The 18,405-nt window shown below is 56.7% G+C and carries 16 protein-coding genes and 1 pseudogene; 11 read left to right on the forward strand and 6 right to left on the reverse strand.

What is annotated here, in order from left to right:
* Nucleotides 1-77: 77 nt before the first annotated feature.
* The 3 genes from A7P99_RS06675 to A7P99_RS06685 all read left to right on the forward strand — a co-directional run bounded on the left by A7P99_RS06675 (nt 78) and on the right by A7P99_RS06685 (nt 2,319).
* Nucleotides 78-425, forward strand: a complete 348-nt coding sequence (locus tag A7P99_RS06675; RefSeq protein ID WP_067447502.1) for a hypothetical protein — start codon at nt 78-80, stop codon at nt 423-425.
* A gap of 136 nt (nt 426-561) precedes the next feature.
* Nucleotides 562-1,524 carry a tRNA-dihydrouridine synthase gene (locus A7P99_RS06680; RefSeq protein ID WP_067447500.1) on the forward strand — a complete coding sequence of 321 codons (963 nt, stop codon included), beginning with the start codon at nt 562-564 and terminating at the stop codon, nt 1,522-1,524.
* Between the two features lie 66 nt (nt 1,525-1,590).
* Complete coding sequence (locus tag A7P99_RS06685; protein WP_067687033.1) at nt 1,591-2,319, forward strand: TIGR02117 family protein; 729 nt, start codon at nt 1,591-1,593, stop codon at nt 2,317-2,319.
* 177 nt (nt 2,320-2,496) lie between these two features.
* Here A7P99_RS06685 and A7P99_RS06690 read toward each other — a convergent pair whose 3' ends face one another.
* The 5 genes from A7P99_RS06690 to A7P99_RS06710 form a co-directional block, all read right to left on the reverse strand.
* A complete protein-coding gene (locus A7P99_RS06690) occupies nt 2,497-3,048 on the reverse strand; it encodes a DNA-3-methyladenine glycosylase I (RefSeq protein WP_067447495.1) in 552 nt (183 codons plus the stop codon).
* Between the two features lie 4 nt (nt 3,049-3,052).
* Nucleotides 3,053-4,195: a DUF1294 domain-containing protein gene (locus A7P99_RS06695; protein ID WP_067687036.1), complete on the reverse strand. Its 1,143-nt coding sequence runs from the start codon at nt 4,193-4,195 to the stop codon at nt 3,053-3,055.
* Between the two features lie 228 nt (nt 4,196-4,423).
* On the reverse strand, nt 4,424-5,224 hold the full coding sequence (locus tag A7P99_RS06700) for an HNH endonuclease (RefSeq protein WP_067447491.1): 801 nt from the start codon (nt 5,222-5,224) through the stop codon (nt 4,424-4,426).
* A gap of 318 nt (nt 5,225-5,542) precedes the next feature.
* On the reverse strand, nt 5,543-8,977 hold the full coding sequence (gene mfd / locus A7P99_RS06705) for a transcription-repair coupling factor (RefSeq protein ID WP_067687039.1): 3,435 nt from the start codon (nt 8,975-8,977) through the stop codon (nt 5,543-5,545).
* Between the two features lie 263 nt (nt 8,978-9,240).
* On the reverse strand, nt 9,241-9,726 hold the full coding sequence (locus A7P99_RS06710) for a YbaK/EbsC family protein (RefSeq protein ID WP_023887707.1): 486 nt from the start codon (nt 9,724-9,726) through the stop codon (nt 9,241-9,243).
* Between the two features lie 655 nt (nt 9,727-10,381).
* Here A7P99_RS06710 and ilvC point away from each other — a divergent pair.
* From ilvC to A7P99_RS06735, 5 genes and pseudogenes are all read left to right on the forward strand, one after another.
* The gene (gene ilvC, locus A7P99_RS06715) at nt 10,382-11,395 is read left to right on the forward strand and encodes a ketol-acid reductoisomerase (protein ID WP_067447487.1); all 1,014 of its coding nucleotides are present in this window, start codon (nt 10,382-10,384) and stop codon (nt 11,393-11,395) included.
* A gap of 493 nt (nt 11,396-11,888) precedes the next feature.
* Nucleotides 11,889-12,325 (forward strand): annotated as a pseudogene (locus A7P99_RS06720) (methylenetetrahydrofolate reductase); the annotation flags it as partial.
* 123 nt (nt 12,326-12,448) lie between these two features.
* Nucleotides 12,449-12,787, forward strand: coding sequence for a CidA/LrgA family protein (locus A7P99_RS06725; protein ID WP_067528232.1), 339 nt, complete (start codon nt 12,449-12,451; stop codon nt 12,785-12,787).
* Nucleotides 12,784-13,479, forward strand: a complete 696-nt coding sequence (locus A7P99_RS06730; RefSeq protein ID WP_067442778.1) for an LrgB family protein — start codon at nt 12,784-12,786, stop codon at nt 13,477-13,479. The genes A7P99_RS06725 and A7P99_RS06730 overlap by 4 nt, the downstream gene beginning before the upstream one ends.
* A gap of 146 nt (nt 13,480-13,625) precedes the next feature.
* The gene (locus tag A7P99_RS06735) at nt 13,626-14,318 is read left to right on the forward strand and encodes a hypothetical protein (protein ID WP_067447485.1); all 693 of its coding nucleotides are present in this window, start codon (nt 13,626-13,628) and stop codon (nt 14,316-14,318) included.
* A 64-nt stretch (nt 14,319-14,382) separates the two neighbouring features.
* On the opposite strand, the gene A7P99_RS06740 is transcribed toward A7P99_RS06735, so the two are convergent.
* Nucleotides 14,383-15,024, reverse strand: a complete 642-nt coding sequence (locus A7P99_RS06740; RefSeq protein WP_067687042.1) for a DUF4189 domain-containing protein — start codon at nt 15,022-15,024, stop codon at nt 14,383-14,385.
* A 321-nt stretch (nt 15,025-15,345) separates the two neighbouring features.
* Here A7P99_RS06740 and A7P99_RS06745 point away from each other — a divergent pair, with 321 nt between their 5' ends.
* The 3 genes from A7P99_RS06745 to A7P99_RS06755 all read left to right on the forward strand — a co-directional run bounded on the left by A7P99_RS06745 (nt 15,346) and on the right by A7P99_RS06755 (nt 18,291).
* On the forward strand, nt 15,346-17,109 hold the full coding sequence (locus A7P99_RS06745) for an acyl-CoA dehydrogenase (protein WP_067447479.1): 1,764 nt from the start codon (nt 15,346-15,348) through the stop codon (nt 17,107-17,109).
* Nucleotides 17,110-17,195: 86 nt separating this feature from the next.
* Entirely contained in the window at nt 17,196-17,603 is a 408-nt protein-coding gene (locus A7P99_RS06750; protein ID WP_067447473.1) for a VOC family protein, read from the forward strand.
* Nucleotides 17,604-17,679: 76 nt separating this feature from the next.
* Nucleotides 17,680-18,291 (forward strand): hypothetical protein, encoded by a 612-nt coding sequence (locus A7P99_RS06755; protein WP_067528235.1) that lies wholly within the window; start codon nt 17,680-17,682, stop codon nt 18,289-18,291.
* Nucleotides 18,292-18,405: the final 114 nt, after the last annotated feature.

Genomic DNA, 18,405 nt, shown 5'->3' on the forward strand with positions numbered 1-18,405 from the left:
AGCCCCACCGCCATGCCCACACGCTGCCTTATCTTCGCTTCTGTCCATTCTGCTGTTGTCTGCCGCAGGCGCAGCGCATGAACCGCGAAATCGTGCGCAAAGAAGACCGACGCGCCCGGCTGCACAAACATTTCCGTGGCAGCCTGTCCCAAGGCAAATCCAAACCCCAGCAAATCAACCTGCGTGCCGGCAAACACTACCCCTTCTTCGCCGATTGCAGCCGCCAATGCAACAACATTAACCTCACCCTGCTGCGCGACGGCCGCACCCTTATCGCCGACACCGATCCCCACGCCTCCCCCATGTTTGGCTGGTATGCCCGCCAAAGCGGCCAATACACCCTCACCCTCACCATGCCCAACTGTATCGACCGCGTGTGCGACTACAGCATCCAAGTATTCGAAGGCAGCCAAAAAATCCTCTAACCGCCAAATCGGGGCGCACACAACTCGTCCAGACTTTGCCGAAGCCCGACAAACGGTAATGGCATGGAATACCTTCACCACAAATTTTTCAGGTAGCCTCTATCTCAAAGGCTACCTGAAAACTTAAAATACCCCTATGAACCTAATTTTAGCCCCCATGCAGGGTCTGCTCGACCCCGTCATGCGCCGCCTGCTCACCGACATCGGCGGCTACAGCGAATGCGTTACCGAATTCGTCCGCATCACCCACACCCTGCACTCCCGCGCCACCTGGCGGCGGCACATGCCCGAAATCGATCACGGCTGCCGCACTCACGCCGGAACCCACTGCACCCTCCAGCTGCTCGGCAGCGTCCCCGACAACATGGCCACCAACGCCCAAGCCGCCGTGGCCGCAGGCGCGCAAAAAATCGACCTCAACTTCGGCTGCCCCGCCCCCACCGTCAACAAACACCAAGGCGGCGCCATCCTCCTACGCGAGCCAGAACGCATCCGCCAAATCGTCTCCACCGTGCGCCAAAGGCTACCTGAAAATATCCCCCTCACCGCCAAAATGCGCCTCGGCTACGAAGACAGCTCCCTCGCCATCGAGTGCGCCCAAGCCATCGCCCAAGGCGGCGCCTCCGCGCTGGCCGTGCACGCCCGCACCAAAATCGAAGGCTACCGCCCGCCCGCCCATTGGGAGCAAATCGCCCCCATCCGCCAAGCCCTCAGCATCCCCGTCATCGCCAACGGCGACGTATTCAGCCTGGCCGACTACCTCGCCATCCGCCGCACCAGCGGCTGCCAAGATGTGATGCTCGGGCGCGGCGCCGTCATCACCCCCGATCTCGCCCGCCAAATCCAGCGCCACAACCAAGGCCTCCTGCCCCAGCCCGCCGGTTTCGCCGACTATCTCGTGTGGATACGCCGGTTCTTCCAACTCTGCTGCGAACACGCCGGCAACACGCCCTACCCCGCCGCCCGCCTCAAACAATGGCTCGGCATGATGAAAACCAGCCACCCCCAAGCTGCACACCTCTTCACCCAACTGCGCCCCCTCACCTCCCTCCAACAAATCGAACAGCTGCTGGATAACTACCAGCCCCAGCCCGAATAAGCAAAGGCTACCTGAAAGCCAAGCCCCGCGAAGCCCAAACTTTCAGGTAGCCTCAAACCGCACACCATGCCCAAACTTTCCCGCCTCATCCGCCGCAGCCTCCTCAGCCTGGCCGCCCTCCTCCTACTCTACGGCGCCGCCGTTTGGCTGCTGCCCCGCATCAAAAGCCCCGGCCGGCCCGAAGGCGAACCCGAAATCACCGTATGGCTGCTCTCCAACGGCGTGCACACCGACATCGTCGTCCCCACCTTCAGCAGCGAAGCCGACTGGCGAGCCGTCTTCCCCGCCGAACACACCCGCAGCCAAGAATACGCCCCCTGGCTCGCCATCGGACTGGGCGACAAAAACTTCTACCTCACCACCCCCACCTGGGCCGACCTCAAATTCAGCACCGCCATCAAAGCCGCCACCGGCCTATCCAGCAACGCCGTCCACGCCACCTACTACCACAGCCTCGAAGGCTGCACCCGCTGCGCCACCATCCTCATCAGCCGCGCCCAATACCGCCGCCTCGTTTCCTACATCCGCCAAAGCCTGCAATGGCAAAACGGCCGCACCCTCCCCATCCCCACCGATATGGTCTACGGCGAAAACGATGCCTTCTACGAAGCCGTCGGCAGCTACAACCTTTTCTACACCTGCAACACCTGGACCAACAACGCCCTCAAAACCATGCACACCGACGCCGCCCTCTGGACCATTACCGAACAAGGCCTCTTCCACCACCACCTGCCCCAACCTCCCGCCAGCGGAAATGAAGGACTGCCTGAAACAACATCGCAACCCGGCAATTGAGGCTACCTGAAAATTCGAAAGAACAGGCAAAACTAAACGGCGGAGCCACTTGCCGCCCTGCCCCGCCACATAAGCTATCGCCCACAGCTAAACAAAAAGGCTACCTGAAAACTCAGCTTCGCAGAAACTCGCAAAGATAACGCTTTCAGGTAGCCTTTTTCTAACTTGCCAGTCGCATCAGCCCCGCAACCACGGCGGATTAGCGGCAGCAGCGCGCTCGGCGGCTGGGCAGTCTTCACTGTGCGCGCCTTTCAGGTAGCCTGTGCTCACCAAAAATTCGCGTACGATTTTGGGGCCGGTGAATTTGAAAGTACGGCGAAACAGCTTCACCCAATCGGCCAACGGCTGCGGATGGTGGCCATCGAGCCAGTTTTTGAACGAACCGAATGCCTGTTGCAGCTGCAAGATTTGCTGCGCATTGTGGATGGCGGCATTGATTTTCAGGCGGTTGCGGATCACTTTCGCGTCGGCCAGCAGGCGTTGGCGGTCGGCTTCACCGAAGACGGCCACTGCGGCGATGTCGAAACCGGCGTAGGCGGCTCGCAGGCCGGCGGCGCGTTGCAAAATCAGCGTCCAGCTCAAGCCGGCCTGATTGATTTCGAGCAGCAGGCGGCCGAAGAGTTCGTTGTCGTCTTCGATGGGGAAGCCGTAGAGATAGTCGTGATAATGCTTGTTGGGGTCGGGGCTGTCGGCGGGCAGGCTGTTGGCAAGGGCGCAGTAGCTGTTCATGCGGCTAGTTTTTCAAGAAGGCAAACGCGGGCGAGCCGATAAAGTACACCAGCAAAACATAAGTGCCCACGGCATTCAGCGCCACACTAAACCAAAAAGCGCGCACAAAGCGGATATTGGCGGTGTGCTGCTGATAACGCATCTGCGCCAACAGGCCGCCGGGCCAGCCGCCGAGCATGGCCAACAGGTGCAGCACGCCATCGGGCACGCGGGTGCGGCCGCTTTGGGCGCTGCGCTTGTCCGTACGGTAGAGAATAAGCAGCAGGCAGCTGGCCAGCAAATAGGCCGTAGCCAGCGGCAGGGAAATAAAGGACACGGCGGCAAGGAACAGCAGGATAAACGTGCCGCCGAGCAGGCTTTCGCTGAAACCGCCGCCCAAAATCGTGCCGGAAGAAGGGCTTTCGCGGTCGGCCCAGCCCAGTTCGTAGCCTTGCGGAATCACACGGGTGGCCACCCATTCGCCACGCCGCCGCCCCAGCACAAAGCTCACCTGCTGGTGATTGGCCGGACTTTTATCGCGGAACACAAAGGCCGATTGCGGGAAAAACACCCGCGCTTTGATGGATTTAACCTTGATATAGCCCGATTTTTCCTCTTCGTTCCAGCGCACCACCTTGCCCACATAGGTTTCGCCGTTCACCAATTTATCTTGCCGCTTGGCCTGCTTGCGCTCTTTATGCAGCGCCTCTTCTTCTTCCGGGCTGCGCCGCTGTAGGCTGGACGTGGCGGCATTTTCTGCGCTGTCGAGCAGCCAATAGCCGCTAACGGGGTGGCTCTGCAACACGCCGCGCAACACATCGCCCGGCTCGGGGGCAAGGTCGGTGGCGGCAAACAGGTCGCCCACCAAAAACACGCTCAACGGCGGCTCGTCGCCATTGTTCACCACATCGGCCACGCCGGCGCGCTCTGCAGCATCCCACACACGCACGGCAGCATCCACAATCCGCCCCTCGCGCCACTTGCGCCCCGGCTCGGCAACCTCTTCACCGCCATCAGCCACTAGCTGCGCAGGAATTTCCGCCAACACGGCAGCCTGCGACTCAGCCACCACTGCGGCAAGCGTTTCAATCGCAGCAGACTCAATCTCAACCGCCCCATCGGGCAAAGCTTGCGACGCAATTTCGGGCAATTCGTTTTCGGTGTTCATGGCGGGCGGAAAATAGGATTTGGAAAAAGAGAAAGGCTACCTGAAAAGCGCCCGCCTGCCAAGCAGCAAGCGGGTGTTGGGGGAATTTGCAGGCAATCTGTTGCAGGTATTGGCAAGGGAGCGAAGATGCCTCATCAAAAAGGCTACCTGAAACGGAGATTTGCGGTTTCAGGTAGCCTTTTTAGACGGTCTTGAAGACGATTATGCTGGCCACGTTTACCACCTATTCTATGGTTTAAATACCTTGTTTCGATGCCATTCAAAATATTTTTCGCTGTCAGGGTGGATTTCTAATACCGCATCAAGAGAGATACCAAGTCGGAACAAGTTTTTTTCAGAAAGCCTTTTACTAATACGAATTTTGCCATCAGATTCAAACATAATCAGCCCACTATCAAACAAGGCATCAATATTCGGGGCAAGCATCAAGCCGTTGTGCTGGTCAAGCCGTTCGTTATCATCTTTGCAGTCACACCAAGGTTTGATATGGCTGGCAATCAATAATTCGGGCATATCTACGCCGCTAATGGGACACTGCGGATATAGTTTCAATACACTGTTTCTAAATGTTCCTTGACCTTTTCTGGCGTTAATCAAACGTTGGATTTGGGTTTCTTCGGTTGTGCCTTTTTCTAGGCGTTGGTTAAGTTCATCTAAATCATTTTCTAAAGATTGCTGAGAGGCTACCTGAAAAGTGGATATTCCAATGTATTCGTTGGGGATGTAGTCCCCCATACATTTTTTACATGGAGTCAAGGCTTTGTGATGTTCCTGCCAAGAATAGGCTTCCAGTTCAGTAATAGAACTGGAGCATACTTTGTAGTAGTCGTTTGTTGTGTACGCACTCGTTCCATCTTTCTTTTTTGTACTCATACATCCTGTTCCATTTTCTTTTACTCTATGTATCATGGGGTAATCAGAAAAGTAGGTTTTTCTTATATTCAACACATAGCCTCCAGAGTTACTTCTCCTCCACGCAAAATATTCGGTATCATCAGGTTCGTCTTTAAAAATTTTGAGTTCAGACATAATATTTCCTTTGCAAATAAACTACGCTGGATTATTGGAAATTTCACAGCCCTGTAAAAAATGAATGCTGGAACTTGCTCCAAACTACATCAGAAGCATCCATACAAGGATATTTTGTTTGTTTCCTGCTTTGCCAATCGGCATCATAAATCTTTCGCCTACTACATGAAAAGTTTTTCCAAACAGGTGTAGGTCGGATTCTCGAATCCGACAGCTTCATGTAGGAGGTTTTGTCGGATACAAGTATCTGACCTACAAATTTTGGATAAGAAAAGGTCGTCTGAAAATTTTTCAGACGACCTTTTCTTTCATTACTCTTTATTCCTTCATCACTCTTTCTTTCAAAGTCTTCAACACGTTCTTCACGGTGTTGATCCTGACTTCGATGTTTTCCATTTCCTCCGTAAACTTCAACTTATCCGCCCCAGCCAGCCGATAGTTTCTATCGGTCTGAATCAGCAGAATAATTTCCACTGGATCGATTTGGTGATTTTTGCCGAAGGTAACGGTTACAGCTTCGCTGGTCGCATCAATGGCATCGATACCCAATTCTTTTGCTGCAAGCCGTAAGTGGTGGCTTTCGATGAGGGTTTTGACGGGTTGTTCAGGCAGTCCGAAGCGGTCAACCAGCTCTTCGTGTATTGCATTGATTTGCTGCACAGTTTCGCAGACGGCGAAGCGTTTGTAGAGGACGAGCCGTTCGTGGATGTCGGGGCAGTAGCTTTCAGGCAGCAGGGCGGGGCTGTGCAGTTTGATTTCGGTGGTGATGCCCAGCGGTGCGTCGAGGTCGGGCTGGCGGCCTTTTTTGAGGTCACGCACGGCTTGTTTGAGCATTTCGGTGTAGAGCGTGAAGCCGACCTGTATCATTTCGCCGGACTGCCCTTCGCCGAGGATTTCGCCTGCGCCGCGGATTTCCAAATCCTGCATGGCGAGGGTGAAACCTGCGCCGAGTTCGTCTGCCGCCGCGATGGCGTCGAGGCGTTTTTCTGCGTCTTTGGTGATGTATTCGGACATGAGCAGGTAGGCGTAAGCTTGGTGATGGCTTCGGCCGACGCGCCCGCGAAGCTGGTGCAGTTGCGCCAGCCCGAATTTGTCGGCGCGGTTGATGATGATGGTGTTGGCATTGGGGATGTCGATGCCGGTTTCGATAATGGTGGAACAGAGCAACACGTTGAATCTTTGCTGCAAAAAGTCGCGCATGACTTGCTCCAGTTCGCGCTCGCGCAGTTGTCCGTGCGCCACGCCGATGCGGGCTTCGGGCAACAAGGCTTCCAGCCGCTCGCGCATATTTTCGATGGTATCCACTTCATTATGCAGGAAAAACACCTGTCCGCCGCGTTTGAGTTCGCGCAACACGGCTTCGCGCACGCTGCCTTCGCTGAACGGTTTGACAAAGGTTTTCACGGCGAGGCGGCGGCTGGGCGCGGTGGTAATCAGCGAGAAGTCGCGCAGGCCTTCGAGCGCCATGCTGAGGGTGCGCGGAATCGGTGTGGCGGTCATGGTGAGGATGTCGACATTAGAGCGCAGGCGTTTGAGCTGCTCTTTTTGGCGCACGCCGAAGCGGTGTTCTTCATCGATAATCACTAAACCTAAGTTTTTGAATTTGATGTCGTCCTGCACCAATTTGTGCGTACCGATAACGATATCGACCGTGCCGTCCGCCATGCCTTCCAGTGCGGCTTTGGTGGCTTTGCTGTTGTTGAAACGCGAAAGGCTGGCGACTTTCACGGGGAAATCGGCGAAGCGGTCGGCGAAATTTTGCGCGTGCTGCTCGACCAGAAGCGTGGTCGGGGCGAGTACAGCGACCTGTTTGCCGCCCATCACCGCCACAAACGCGGCGCGCAGGGCGACTTCGGTTTTGCCGAAACCGACATCGCCGCACACGAGGCGGTCCATCGGCTTCGCCTGCGTCAAATCTTTAATCACGGCGGCGATGGCGGCGGCTTGGTCTTCGGTTTCTTCGTAGCCGAAGCCGTCGGCAAACGCCTGATAGTCCAACTCGTTGATTTCAAACTTGTGTCCCGATTGGGCGGCGCGCTGGGCGTAGAGATTGAGCAACTCGGCGGCGGTGTCGCGCGCCTTTTCGGCGGCTTTGCGTTTCGCCTTGTTCCACGCGCCACTGCCGAGCTTGTGCAGGGCGACGTTTTCATGCGCCTGACCGGAGTAGCGGCTGATTAAATGCAGTTGCGAAACAGGGATATAGAGCTGTGCTTCGTTGGCATATTCCAGTTGCAGCATTTCGTCTTCGCCCATCAGCACCAACCCGCGATACCGCCCGATGCCGTGTTCTTCGTGCACCACGGGGTCGCCGATGCTGATTTCCGCCAAATCGCGCAGGCTGCCGTCCGACACGGCGGCGTGCTTCTTGCGGCGGCTGGGGACGCGCGAACGGGCAACGTATTGATACAGCTCGGATTCGGTGATGACGGCGAGGTGCAGGCTACCTGAAAGGGCATTCTGGCTGTTTTCAGGTAGCCCGCCCAATTGGAAGCCTTCTGCCAACGGCGTAACCGTGATGCACAGCGGCGCGTTGTCATCTAAAAACGCCTGCCAGCCGGCCACAGGTTTGGGTTTCAAGCCGTGCTGGGCGAAGAAGCCGAGCATGGTTTCGCGCCGGCCGGCGCTTTCGGCACACAGCAGAATGCGGCCACCAAAGGCTGTCTGAAAATCTTGCAATGCAGCCAGCGGCTGTTCGGATTGCCGGTTTACCGCCACATCGGGCAGGGCATGGGGAGAAGTGGCGGAAAGATCGGGCCAGATTTGCGGATAGGCTTTCAGGCTACCTGAAAATCGGTCGGCAGCAAGATACAAATGCTGCGGATGCAGAGGCGGATAGCTGGGATCGCCCTGCGCCAGTGCGTGGCGCGATTTGATTTCGCCTTCGAAGCGCACGGCCTCGGCGTGCACATCGCCCACGCATACAGCCAGGGCGTTTTCGCCAATGTAGTCGAATAGGCTGGCGCAACCGTCTTCGAAAAACAGGGGGAGATAGTATTCCACGCCTGCACCGAATTGGCCGTTGCTCACGGCTTGATACACGGCGGCCTCGTTCGGGTTGCTTTGGATTTCCTCGCGGAAGCGGGTGCGGAAGATTTTTTGCGCATCGGCATCGGTGGGGAATTCGTGCGCGGGCAGTAGGCGGATTTCGGACACAGGGGAGAGAGTGCGCTGGGTGTCGGGATCGAAGGTTTTGATGCTGTCGATTTCGTCGTCGAATAAATCGATGCGATAGGGCGTGCTGCTGCCGATGGGGAACAAATCCACAATCCCGCCGCGCACGGCAAATTCGCCGCCGGCCACCACGTTGGACACGGCAGAATAGCCGGCTTCCACCAGATTTTCGCGCAGTTTATCCAAATCCAGAGTCTGCCCCGTTTTCAGCCAAAACGTGCGCCCCAGCAGGAAGGGCGGCGGCGCGAGCCGCTGCATGGCGGTGGCAACGGGCACAAACAGCACGTCCACCGCACCATTTTTCAGCTGCCACAAAACAGATAATCGCTCCGACACCAAATCCTGATGCGGCGAAAAACGCTCGTAAGGCAGCGTTTCCCAATCGGGCAGGAAAAGCGCGTTGTCTTGCGGGCGGAAAAACTGCCACGCGGTTTGCAGACGCAGTGCAGTTTCGGCATCGGGCGTAAGCACGAGCTTGAGCGGTTTTTCCGGCAGGGCGGAGGCAAGAAAATAAGGCAGGCTGCCAGCGGAAAGCTGCGGCCAGCAGGACTTTTGCGCGGGTTTGGGCAGAGGGAGATTCATAGTGTACCGACAAAGGTGTGCGGCAGCCTGAAGCAAGTTCGGGCTGCCGAGTGTTTATGGTTATCCAAATAGAAACAATACGGCGTTGGCTCACTGCACGATCTGGTTTCTATTTTGAGCAACTGTGGTTTGGATTGATGAAAAACGGATTTTAGCAGATTAAGGCTACCTGAAACTTTAGCTTTGCAGCAATTCACACCACTTATTTTCACTGCGTTGCAGCTTGCGCTTTCAGGTAGCCTTTTATACCGCGCTCCAAGCGGCTAATCCACCGCCACTTCCACCGGCTGCGCGTTCAGGGCGGCGAGCGCGGGGGCGGGGGCAACGGTTACAAATAGGCCGCGGCCGCCGCCGTTGATGTACATCAGCGGCAAATCCCAGATGCTGCGTTCGGCATACACCGGCAGCGCGGTGCGGCAGCCGAAGGGGCTGGTGCCGCCCACAAAATAGCCCGTCCATTTATGCGCTTGGTCGTGCGCGGCCAGCTCCACGTGTTTCATGCCGAGCTGGCGGGCAAGGTTGCGGGTGGAGATTTGGCGGTCGCCGTGCATCAACACAATCAGGCCTTTTTTGTGTTCGTTAATCAGCACGATGGTTTTCACGATTTGGTGTTCGTCGATACCGAGGCACTCGGCGGAATGCGCCGTGCCGCCGTGCTCTTCGTAGGGATACTGCATGGCGGTGTGCTCGATTTTGTGTGCACGCAGAAAACGGATGGCTGGGGTAACAGGGTGGTGGGGTTTGCTCATAATAAAGGTTTCATCGATGGATACAGCAATCAAAAAACACAGGCCAGGCAAAACTGCCGGCCTGTGCTTTCAATATGTCTCAGACAGTTTTTCAAACTATAACTGAACTGAGACTACCCCCGCAATTAACAGCGGCCTGCTGCATGCGATACTTCGTTACATAGCCCTTGCTCGCCACGGGCGGGAGCTGCCCGACTACTGGAGCACCCACCTGAGCAAACAGTATCAGAAGTGGTTGAGGGTATAGCTTTCAGTAATCATCACATACAACTGCCGAAATCCGGCAAAGCAGATACAAAACACGCCGGCGAGCAGGAAAATCAGGCCGAGTTCTTGGCGGCTCATGGTGTGGTTTTTTGAAAAATTTGCTCAGGCAGCATTAATAAGATTACCTGAAAACGTAGTGAAGCGGAGTTTCTACGAGGTCAAATTAGACAATATGCCTAAAAAACATTACATTTTACCTTTCCTCGAGCCTATTTTGAAAACTTGTCTAAAAACGCTGTCGACTTGTCAAAATTCGGGTAGCATGCATCATCTAAATACATGCGACGGTGCCTTTACCTGCCACCGCTATGTCCACCTGCCAGCCCGCCGCACTGCATAACGGCCGCGCCGGCTACCCTGTTTAACCGAATCCAAAAAAGGAATCCACATGCAAGTTTACTTCGATAAAGATGCCGACCTCTCCCTCATCAAAGGCAAAACCGTGGCCATCATCGGCTACGGCTCGCAAGGCCACGCCCACGCGGCCAACCTGAAAGATTCAGGTGTAAACGTGATTGTCGGCCTGCGCAAAGGCGGCTCCTGGAACAAAGCCGAAGCTGCCGGTTTCGACGTGCGCACCGTGGCTGAGGCCACCAAAGCCGCCGATTTAGTGATGATTTTGCTGCCGGATGAATCCCAGCCCGCCATATACCGCGCCGAAATCGAGCCCAACCTGAAACAGGGCGCCGTATTGGCCTTTGCTCACGGCTTCAACGTGCACTACAACCAAATCGTGCCGCGTGCCGATTTAGACGTAGTAATGATTGCCCCCAAAGGCCCAGGCCACGCCGTGCGCAGCGAGTTCCTCAAAGGCGGCGGCGTGCCCTCACTGATTGCCGTGTATCAAGACAAAAGCGGGAAAGCCCGCGACATCGCCCTCTCCTACGCCGCAGCCAACGGCAACACCAAGGGCGGCGTGATTGAAACCAACTTCCGCGAAGAAACCGAAACCGACCTGTTCGGCGAACAAGCCGTATTATGCGGCGGCGCGGTCGAACTGGTGAAATGTGGCTTTGAAACCCTGGTGGAAGCCGGCTACGCGCCCGAAATGGCCTACTTCGAATGCCTGCACGAGCTGAAACTGATTGTGGACTTGATGTACGAAGGCGGCATTGCCAACATGAACTACTCCATTTCCAACAACGCGGAATACGGCGAATACGTTACCGGCCCAGAAGTCATCACATCTGCCACCAAAGAAGCGATGAAAAAAGCCCTGTACCGCATTCAAAGCGGCGAATATGCCAAAATGTTCATTCAAGAAGGCGCCACCAACTACGCCAGCATGACTGCCCGCCGCCGTCTAAACGCCGCCCACCAGATTGAAAAGGTGGGCGCACAGTTGCGCAGCATGATGCCTTGGGTTACCAAAAACAAACTGGTGGATCAGAGCAAGAACTAATCATCGGCAAGCGATTGCCTAAAAACAGGCTACCTGAAAACACAGCTTCAACGCCTCTCAAACGCCGCACAGCGGGGTTTCGGCGAAGCTAAATTTTCAGGTAGCCTTCTTATCTGCTTCCATGCTGCTCAACTCAACACCATATTTATGCCGTGAACCATTTTGGCGACATCGGCAGAAGGATGGCTAGCCAATCCATCGCTAGTGGATTGTTCCATATAACTTAAATGCAATATATGCTACCTGAAATGCTGCCCTGTTTTAGATAATTGGTTTCAGCTAGCCTCCACCTCAACATGAATCCTATTCATCTACTAGCGCTAATTTTTCAGCGCTACGCCCTTGCCTAACCCCCCGTTGCCCGCTACCGTATCGCCTTTCTTTCGCATTTAGTTTCCACCATCATGCAACACAATACTCTCGGCTTCGAATTTTCCCCACCCGCACGCCCGAAGGCCGCAAAAACAGAAAATCACCCGCAACCAATCTAATAGTGGCTGCCTACTCCGAATACCACCTACAATCGTTCAACACCGAAGACAACATCCTAAAGCTTCGTGCACAAAGTGTAAAACCGGCGCCGATTCCGCCATCACTCAGTTTTTCTTCAATGCCGACGCCTACTTCCGCTTCCTCGACGATGTGCGCGGGCGCGGCGTGGAAATCCCCATCGTGCCCGGCATCATGCCGATTGCCAACTTCTCCAAACTGGCCCGCTTCGCCGATATGTGCGGCGCCGAAATTCCGCGCTGGCTGCGGCTAAAGCTGCAATCCTATGCCGACGACACCGCCTCCATCAAAGCCTTGGGGCTGGACGTGGTAACCGAAATGTGCGGCCGCCTCCTGTGCCACGGCGCCCCCGGCCTGCATTTCTACACCCTCAACCAGGCCGGATTGTCTTCCACCATCTGCCAGCGTTTGGGCTACTAATCCGCCCTTTTTCAAATAGAGATGAAGGCTACCTGAAAAGGTTTCAGGTAGCCTTCATCTCTTCTGAGCGCCCATCCGGTGCTATAATTCGCCCTTTCCAACATTGCTCTTAGGCAAGCAACCATGTTACGCGCACTCATTATCGTTTTCGCCTGCCTGTCCGCAGGCGAAGTGCTTTTACACCTCACCCACCTCAAGCTGCCTGCCAGCATTGTGGGCCTGCTGATTTTGTTCGGCCTGCTCCAAGCCGGCTGGGTGAAGGAAGCCTGGTTCAAACCGATGACCGAATTCCTCATGCAGCACATGATGCTGCTGATGATTCCCGCCTGCGTGGCATTGATGGATTACTTCTCCATCGTGGCGCACGATTTCTGGTCGATTACCATCGCCACCGTGGCCAGCAGCGTGCTGGTGCTGCTCTCCAGCGCGAAAACGCATGAAATACTGAGGAAACACAAATGAGGGAAATCGCCACCAACCCCATTGTGCTGGTTTTGATGATGCTCGGCCTCTACCGCCTCAGCCTGTTTTTGCGCCTGCGCAGCGGCAGCCCGCTGGCCAACCCGCTGATGGTGAGCACGCTTTTGGTAATAGGCTACCTGAAACTCTTCGGCATCCGCTACGACGATTTCATGCAAACCGGCCGCATGGTCGGCTTTTGGCTGCAGCCGGCCATCGTGTGCCTGGCTATCCCCATGTATCAGCAATGGCCGCGCATCCGCAGCCAATGGCTGCCGATTGCCGCCTCGCAGCTGGTGGGCAGCGTGGTGGGAATTGTGAGCGGCGTGCTGTTTGCCCACTGGTTGGGCGCCAGCCACGATGTGAGCCAGTCGCTCGCCGCCAAATCGGTTACCATGCCGATTGCGCTGGAAATTACCCACGTGCTAGATGGCATCCCCGCCGTTTCCGTGGCCGCCGTGCTGCTGGCCGGCCTCACCGGCCAGTTTATCGGCTTCTGGATTCTGCGCCACAGCCACATCCGCAACCCCATCTCGCACTCCATCGCACAGGGCACGGCCTCGCACGCCATCGGCATTGCCGCCAGCCTGGAAATCAGCGGCCATTTCGCCGCCTACGCCACCCTCGGCCTGATCTTCAACGGCATCCTCACCTCCTTCCTCGCCCCGATTATCGTGCCGCTGCTCGGCGTTTGAGCTGGCCGCGCAAACCAAAGGCTACCTGAGAATATCGCAAAGAGCACGCACAAAACGCCGGCAAGACCGCCATTTTTCAGGTAGCCTCCATCCATTAGGCTACCTGAAAAACAGCCCGCCTCCCCCTCCTCACGCATTCACCCGCCATGCTCCTCTTCCCGCCCGCCCTCGCCAGCTTTATCGCCACCATCCAAGCCAAGCCCGACAACAACGGCTATTTTCCCCTGCATTTCCCTAAAAACGCCGATTTAGCCGCCTTCCAAGATCCCTACTACAAAGAAAACACCCCTCTCTCCGCCAGCCAATACGTCTTCGCCCTCAACGCCATGGACGATCCTTTCATCATCGACTTAAACCAAGCCGCAAAAGGCTTTCCCGTTTACTTCGCCTGGCACGACCAAATGCAACCCGAAGCCATCGCCGGCAGCCTGGCCGAGCTGGCGCAACATATCCAACACATCCGGCAACACGCCGCCCGCAGCCCCGAAGCCACCGCCCAATACATCGCCGATTATTGCAACACCGCCGCCTCCTTCTGGCGCGAAGTGCAACAATCCTTTGCCGAACAGCACCTTGCCGCCGAAATCGCCCGCTGCACCACCCCGCCCAACGATCCAGACTACGTTTTCGGCGACATCATCGTTTCCCATCCCGGCCGACAAAGCACCCGCCTCGCCGCCGGCCTGAAAAAACACCGCGGCCTCAACACCGCCCAAGCGCTCGCGCTCAGCAAATCCCCGCCCTTCGTGTACTGCAGCGGCATCTGGAAACACATGAAAAACCACCTCGCCGAACTGCAGGCAATCGGCGTACAGGCAAAATTTGTGCCCAAGCCCTAAGCAAAGGCTACCTGAAACAGTTTTCCTGTTTTCAGGTAGCCTTGTCAGCCTCAAACGGCAGGTTTTAGCGCTGATTGTAAAGACTGTGGTCGTAGCCCACGCAGAAAATGCCTTCCCCATGCGGCGTTCGCAGCAGGGAGGAGAAGCATCTGTCTTCCCGCTTGCCATGCACCGCCTCGCAGGCCTGAATGGCTTTTTGTTCTGCCCGATTACCGTCACGATCGTAGGCCACAAAGAAATCCCGTACCGAGCGCGGTCTTGGCACTGAACTGACGAAATGCGCGCAGGTATTGTTGAAGGTGGCAATAATGTGGCAATTGGGAGAGGCACATATTTCTTTTGCGCGTTCAATAGCCCTTTGCTCTGAACTAAATCCTCCAGGCCATGCTATGGTATTTTTATCAGGATTCCAAGCCAAAGCCATCCAATACGGTGTGCGGCGCAGTTCCGCGATTTCGGCTTGCACCTTTGCCTCGCGCTGCTCCCAGGCGCGTATTTCAGCGGCGGTGGGGCCGCGGTTGATCGGCTGTTGCCGTACGGCATTGCGCTCGCGTTGTATCCGATCTGCTTCTGACTGCATGATGCCATTAAAGTTGTGCCATTGCTGCGAGCCAACCGGATAGGGGTTGGCATATGCCAAGCCCGCACTGCCCAATAGCACTGCCGCCAACGCGCCCGCTGCCGTGTTCATCATTGATTGCTTCATCTTGCCGCTCCTGTTTGGAAAGGGGAATAAGGGTATTGCCGATGATCGGATTGTAACAAAAAACAAGATATTGTAAACATCTATCCCGCTGCTTGAAGGCTACCTGAAAACGCACGCTTCAACGGAGTTCAAACGCTGCAAACCTGCGGCTTTCCGCCTCTCCCACAGCGAGAAGAAACAGGTTTTCAGGTAGCCTCCAACTCCAACCAGCCTTTTGCCGCCCATCAGCCCCGCCGCACAAAACCCGCGCCCGCCATACCCAAGCCCGCGCAGATTTGCTATGCTAGCCCGTATCTTTTCCCTACTACAAAGGAGCCTTCCATGTCCTACCGCGCCCCCGTAAACGAACTCTTATTCGCCCTGCAAACCCACGGCAACCTGGCCGAAATCGCCCAATGGTATGCCGAAAGCGGCCTGGACGAAGACACCGCCGCCGCCATCATCGAAGAAGCCGCCAAGTTCAGCGAAGAAGTATTCCTGCCCACCGGCCGCACCGGCGATTTGCACGGCGCACGCCTGGAAAACGGCAAAGTCGTTACCCATCCCGACCTTGCCGCCGCCTACCAAGCCTTCTGCGAAGCCGGCTGGCCCGGTCTGCGCGCCCCGGCCGAATACGGCGGCCAAGGCCTGCCCGCCGTGATCTCCGCCGCGTGCGAAGAAATGTATTACTGCGGCAACCTCGCCCTCTCGCTGCTGCCCATGCTCACCGTGGGCGCCATCGAAGCCATCATGCGCCACGGCTCCGAAGAGCAGAAGCAAACCTTTCTGCCCAAAATGAGCCAAGGCCTCTGGAGCGGCACCATGAACCTCACCGAGCCGCAGGCCGGCACCGACCTCTCCCAAGTAGCCACCAAAGCCGTGCCGCAGGAAGACGGCAGCTACCGCATCAGCGGCCAGAAAACCTTCATCACCTGGGGCGAACACGAACTGACCGAAAACATCATCCACCTCGTACTCGCCCGCCTGCCCGGCACCACCTCCGGCATCAAAAGCCTTTCGCTGTTTATCGTGCCCAAATACAAAATCAAGCCCGACAGCAGCATCGGCGAGAGAAACGGCGTATCCGCCACCGCCATCGAACACAAAATGGGCATCCACGCCAGCCCCACCTGCGTGATGCAGTTCGACGAAGCCGAAGGCTACCTCATCGGCAAAGCCGGGCGCGGCCTGCTTTATATGTTCACCATGATGAGCCACGCCCGCCTGGGCGTGGGCATCGAAGGGCACGCCGTGGCCGAAGCCGCCTACCAGCTCGCGCTGGCCTATGCCAACGAACGCATCCAAGGCAGCGCGCCCGACGGCACCCCGCTCACCATCATCCACCACCCCGACGTCGCCCGCATGCTGCTGGTGCAAAAAGCCACCATCGCCGCCCAGCGCGCCCTGTATCTCCAAGCTGCCGCCGCGCTCGACGCTTCGCACCAACACCCCGACCCTGCCGCCAGAAAAGCCGCCAAAGGCCGGCTCGACTACCTCATCCCCATCGTTAAAGCCTGGTGCAGCGACAACGGCACCGTGCTCGCCAACCTCGCCATGCAGGTGTTCGGCGGCGCAGGCTATATAGAAGAAACCGGCATCGCCCAGCTCGTGCGCGACGTGCGCATCACCGCCATCTACGAAGGCACCAACGGCGTGCAGGCCGCCGACCTCGCCCGCAAAACCGTGTCCGACAAAGGCAGCCTCGTACGCACCCTGCTCGCCGAAGCCCAGCAGACTGCCAACGAGCTCGCCGCCATTGAGCCCGCCACCGCCGAGCCGCTCCAGCGCGCCCTCGAATTAGCCGAACGCAGCACCGCCCTCCTCGTGCAGCAGCACGAAACCAACCCCGCTGCCACCGCCCTAAACGCCACCGCCTATCTGGAGCAAATCTCCCTCACCCTCGGCGCTGCCGCCCTGGCACAAAACTTCCTAGCCGCGCGCAACGCAGAAGCACGCTTCGGCAGCGCATTCTGCCAAGCCCAGCAGCACACCGCCCGCGCCTACCTCGCCTACGTTCTGCCCCAAGCCCACGCCTGCGCCGAACGCATCCGCCAAGGCGCCGAGCCCATGCTCGCCGTGCCGTTTGAAGCCTTCGCCTCATCTTAAAGCGCGGCATGACAAAGGCTACCTGAAAATGCAGAACCGCTTTTCAGGTAGCCTCTCAATATCTCCTCTCGCCACAAGGACAGTCAATGGAACAACATATCAACTACATTACGCTCGGCGTGGCCAACCTCGCCGAATCGCGCCGTTTTTATCGGGATGTATTCGGCTGGCAGGAAATGGCAGACAGCAACGAAAATATTGCCTTTTTCCAAGCCGGAAACACGCTGCTGCTCGCCCTGTTCGGCAAAGCTGCCCTGGCGCACGATGCACAAATACCGGAGCAAAGCAGCGGATTCCCACGCTTTACCTTGGCGCACAACGTGGGCAGCGAAGCCGAAGTGGACGCACTGTTTGCCGGGTTTGCCGCGAAAAACATCACCATCATCAAAGCCCCGCAGAAAGTGTTCTGGGGCGGCTACAGCGGCTACCTCGCCGATCCAGACGGCTTTTTGTGGGAAATCGCATTTAATCCGTTTTTGCAGAAATTGCGCTGAAACCGCGCTTTCAGGTAGCCTGTGGGCATCAATTAAGAATCAAACAAATATAAACGAAATTCCAACAGAGAACCCCATGTCCGAACCCTTAACATACAGCTACACCGTGCCGACCACGCCCGAGGAATACCTGAAAGGCGCTTATGCCCAGATGAGGTATTACAACAAAGCCGCGCCGCGCAAATATTCGCCGCTGCTGTGCTTTTATCTGCCGCTCCTCATTATTGTGTTGGCGATGTCTTTTCTGCTGTTCCACAACCAAACCCAACTGTCCGCCCTGCTGGAAGAATGCTATTTAGACGAAGGTACGCTCGGCTCCATCATACATGCCAACACAACAGCGGTGAATATCGTCGCAGTCGGCTTTCTCCTGATCTGCATTATCAGCAGCATATTCAACCGCCGAATCCTGAAATATATCTACTGCCGCAGCTACCTGCTGCACGAAAGCCGCTTCAGCGCCGACAGCGCAGGCTGCCGCCAATCTTACCCGCAGCAGCACGAATCATGGTTCGGCTGGGCAACTTTAGACAGCGTGCACACCGTAAAGGGCGATATCCTCCTGATTTTCGGCAGCGCGTTCATCGTCCTGCCGCACAGCATTTTTGCTGATGAAGCCGAAAAACAAGGTTTTATCGAGCAAGTAACTGCATGGCAGCAGGCCGCCCAAAAGCAGCCTGCACCCTGAGAACCCCATTCCGGCCATACAAGGCATTGGTAGGTGTTTTCTGCCGTATATCCCTTTCAGGCTACCTGAAAACTGTAAAATGGCTTTTCGCCTCGCCAAAACCAACATTTTCAG

Source organism: Eikenella sp. NML120348, assembly GCF_001648435.1.
GTDB classification, from domain to species: domain Bacteria; phylum Pseudomonadota; class Gammaproteobacteria; order Burkholderiales; family Neisseriaceae; genus Eikenella; species Eikenella exigua.

Coding starts and splice junctions, on each gene's coding strand:
- A7P99_RS06675 (WP_067447502.1), top strand. CDS start 78: ATGAACCGCGAAATCGTGCGCAAAGAAGACCGACGCGCCCGGCTGCAC.
- A7P99_RS06680 (WP_067447500.1), top strand. CDS start 562: ATGAACCTAATTTTAGCCCCCATGCAGGGTCTGCTCGACCCCGTCATG.
- A7P99_RS06685 (WP_067687033.1), top strand. CDS start 1,591: ATGCCCAAACTTTCCCGCCTCATCCGCCGCAGCCTCCTCAGCCTGGCC.
- A7P99_RS06690 (WP_067447495.1), bottom strand. CDS start 3,048: ATGAACAGCTACTGCGCCCTTGCCAACAGCCTGCCCGCCGACAGCCCC.
- A7P99_RS06695 (WP_067687036.1), bottom strand. CDS start 4,195: ATGAACACCGAAAACGAATTGCCCGAAATTGCGTCGCAAGCTTTGCCC.
- A7P99_RS06700 (WP_067447491.1), bottom strand. CDS start 5,224: ATGTCTGAACTCAAAATTTTTAAAGACGAACCTGATGATACCGAATAT.
- mfd (WP_067687039.1), bottom strand. CDS start 8,977: ATGAATCTCCCTCTGCCCAAACCCGCGCAAAAGTCCTGCTGGCCGCAG.
- A7P99_RS06710 (WP_023887707.1), bottom strand. CDS start 9,726: ATGAGCAAACCCCACCACCCTGTTACCCCAGCCATCCGTTTTCTGCGT.
- ilvC (WP_067447487.1), top strand. CDS start 10,382: ATGCAAGTTTACTTCGATAAAGATGCCGACCTCTCCCTCATCAAAGGC.
- A7P99_RS06725 (WP_067528232.1), top strand. CDS start 12,449: ATGTTACGCGCACTCATTATCGTTTTCGCCTGCCTGTCCGCAGGCGAA.
- A7P99_RS06730 (WP_067442778.1), top strand. CDS start 12,784: ATGAGGGAAATCGCCACCAACCCCATTGTGCTGGTTTTGATGATGCTC.
- A7P99_RS06735 (WP_067447485.1), top strand. CDS start 13,626: ATGCTCCTCTTCCCGCCCGCCCTCGCCAGCTTTATCGCCACCATCCAA.
- A7P99_RS06740 (WP_067687042.1), bottom strand. CDS start 15,024: ATGAAGCAATCAATGATGAACACGGCAGCGGGCGCGTTGGCGGCAGTG.
- A7P99_RS06745 (WP_067447479.1), top strand. CDS start 15,346: ATGTCCTACCGCGCCCCCGTAAACGAACTCTTATTCGCCCTGCAAACC.
- A7P99_RS06750 (WP_067447473.1), top strand. CDS start 17,196: ATGGAACAACATATCAACTACATTACGCTCGGCGTGGCCAACCTCGCC.
- A7P99_RS06755 (WP_067528235.1), top strand. CDS start 17,680: ATGTCCGAACCCTTAACATACAGCTACACCGTGCCGACCACGCCCGAG.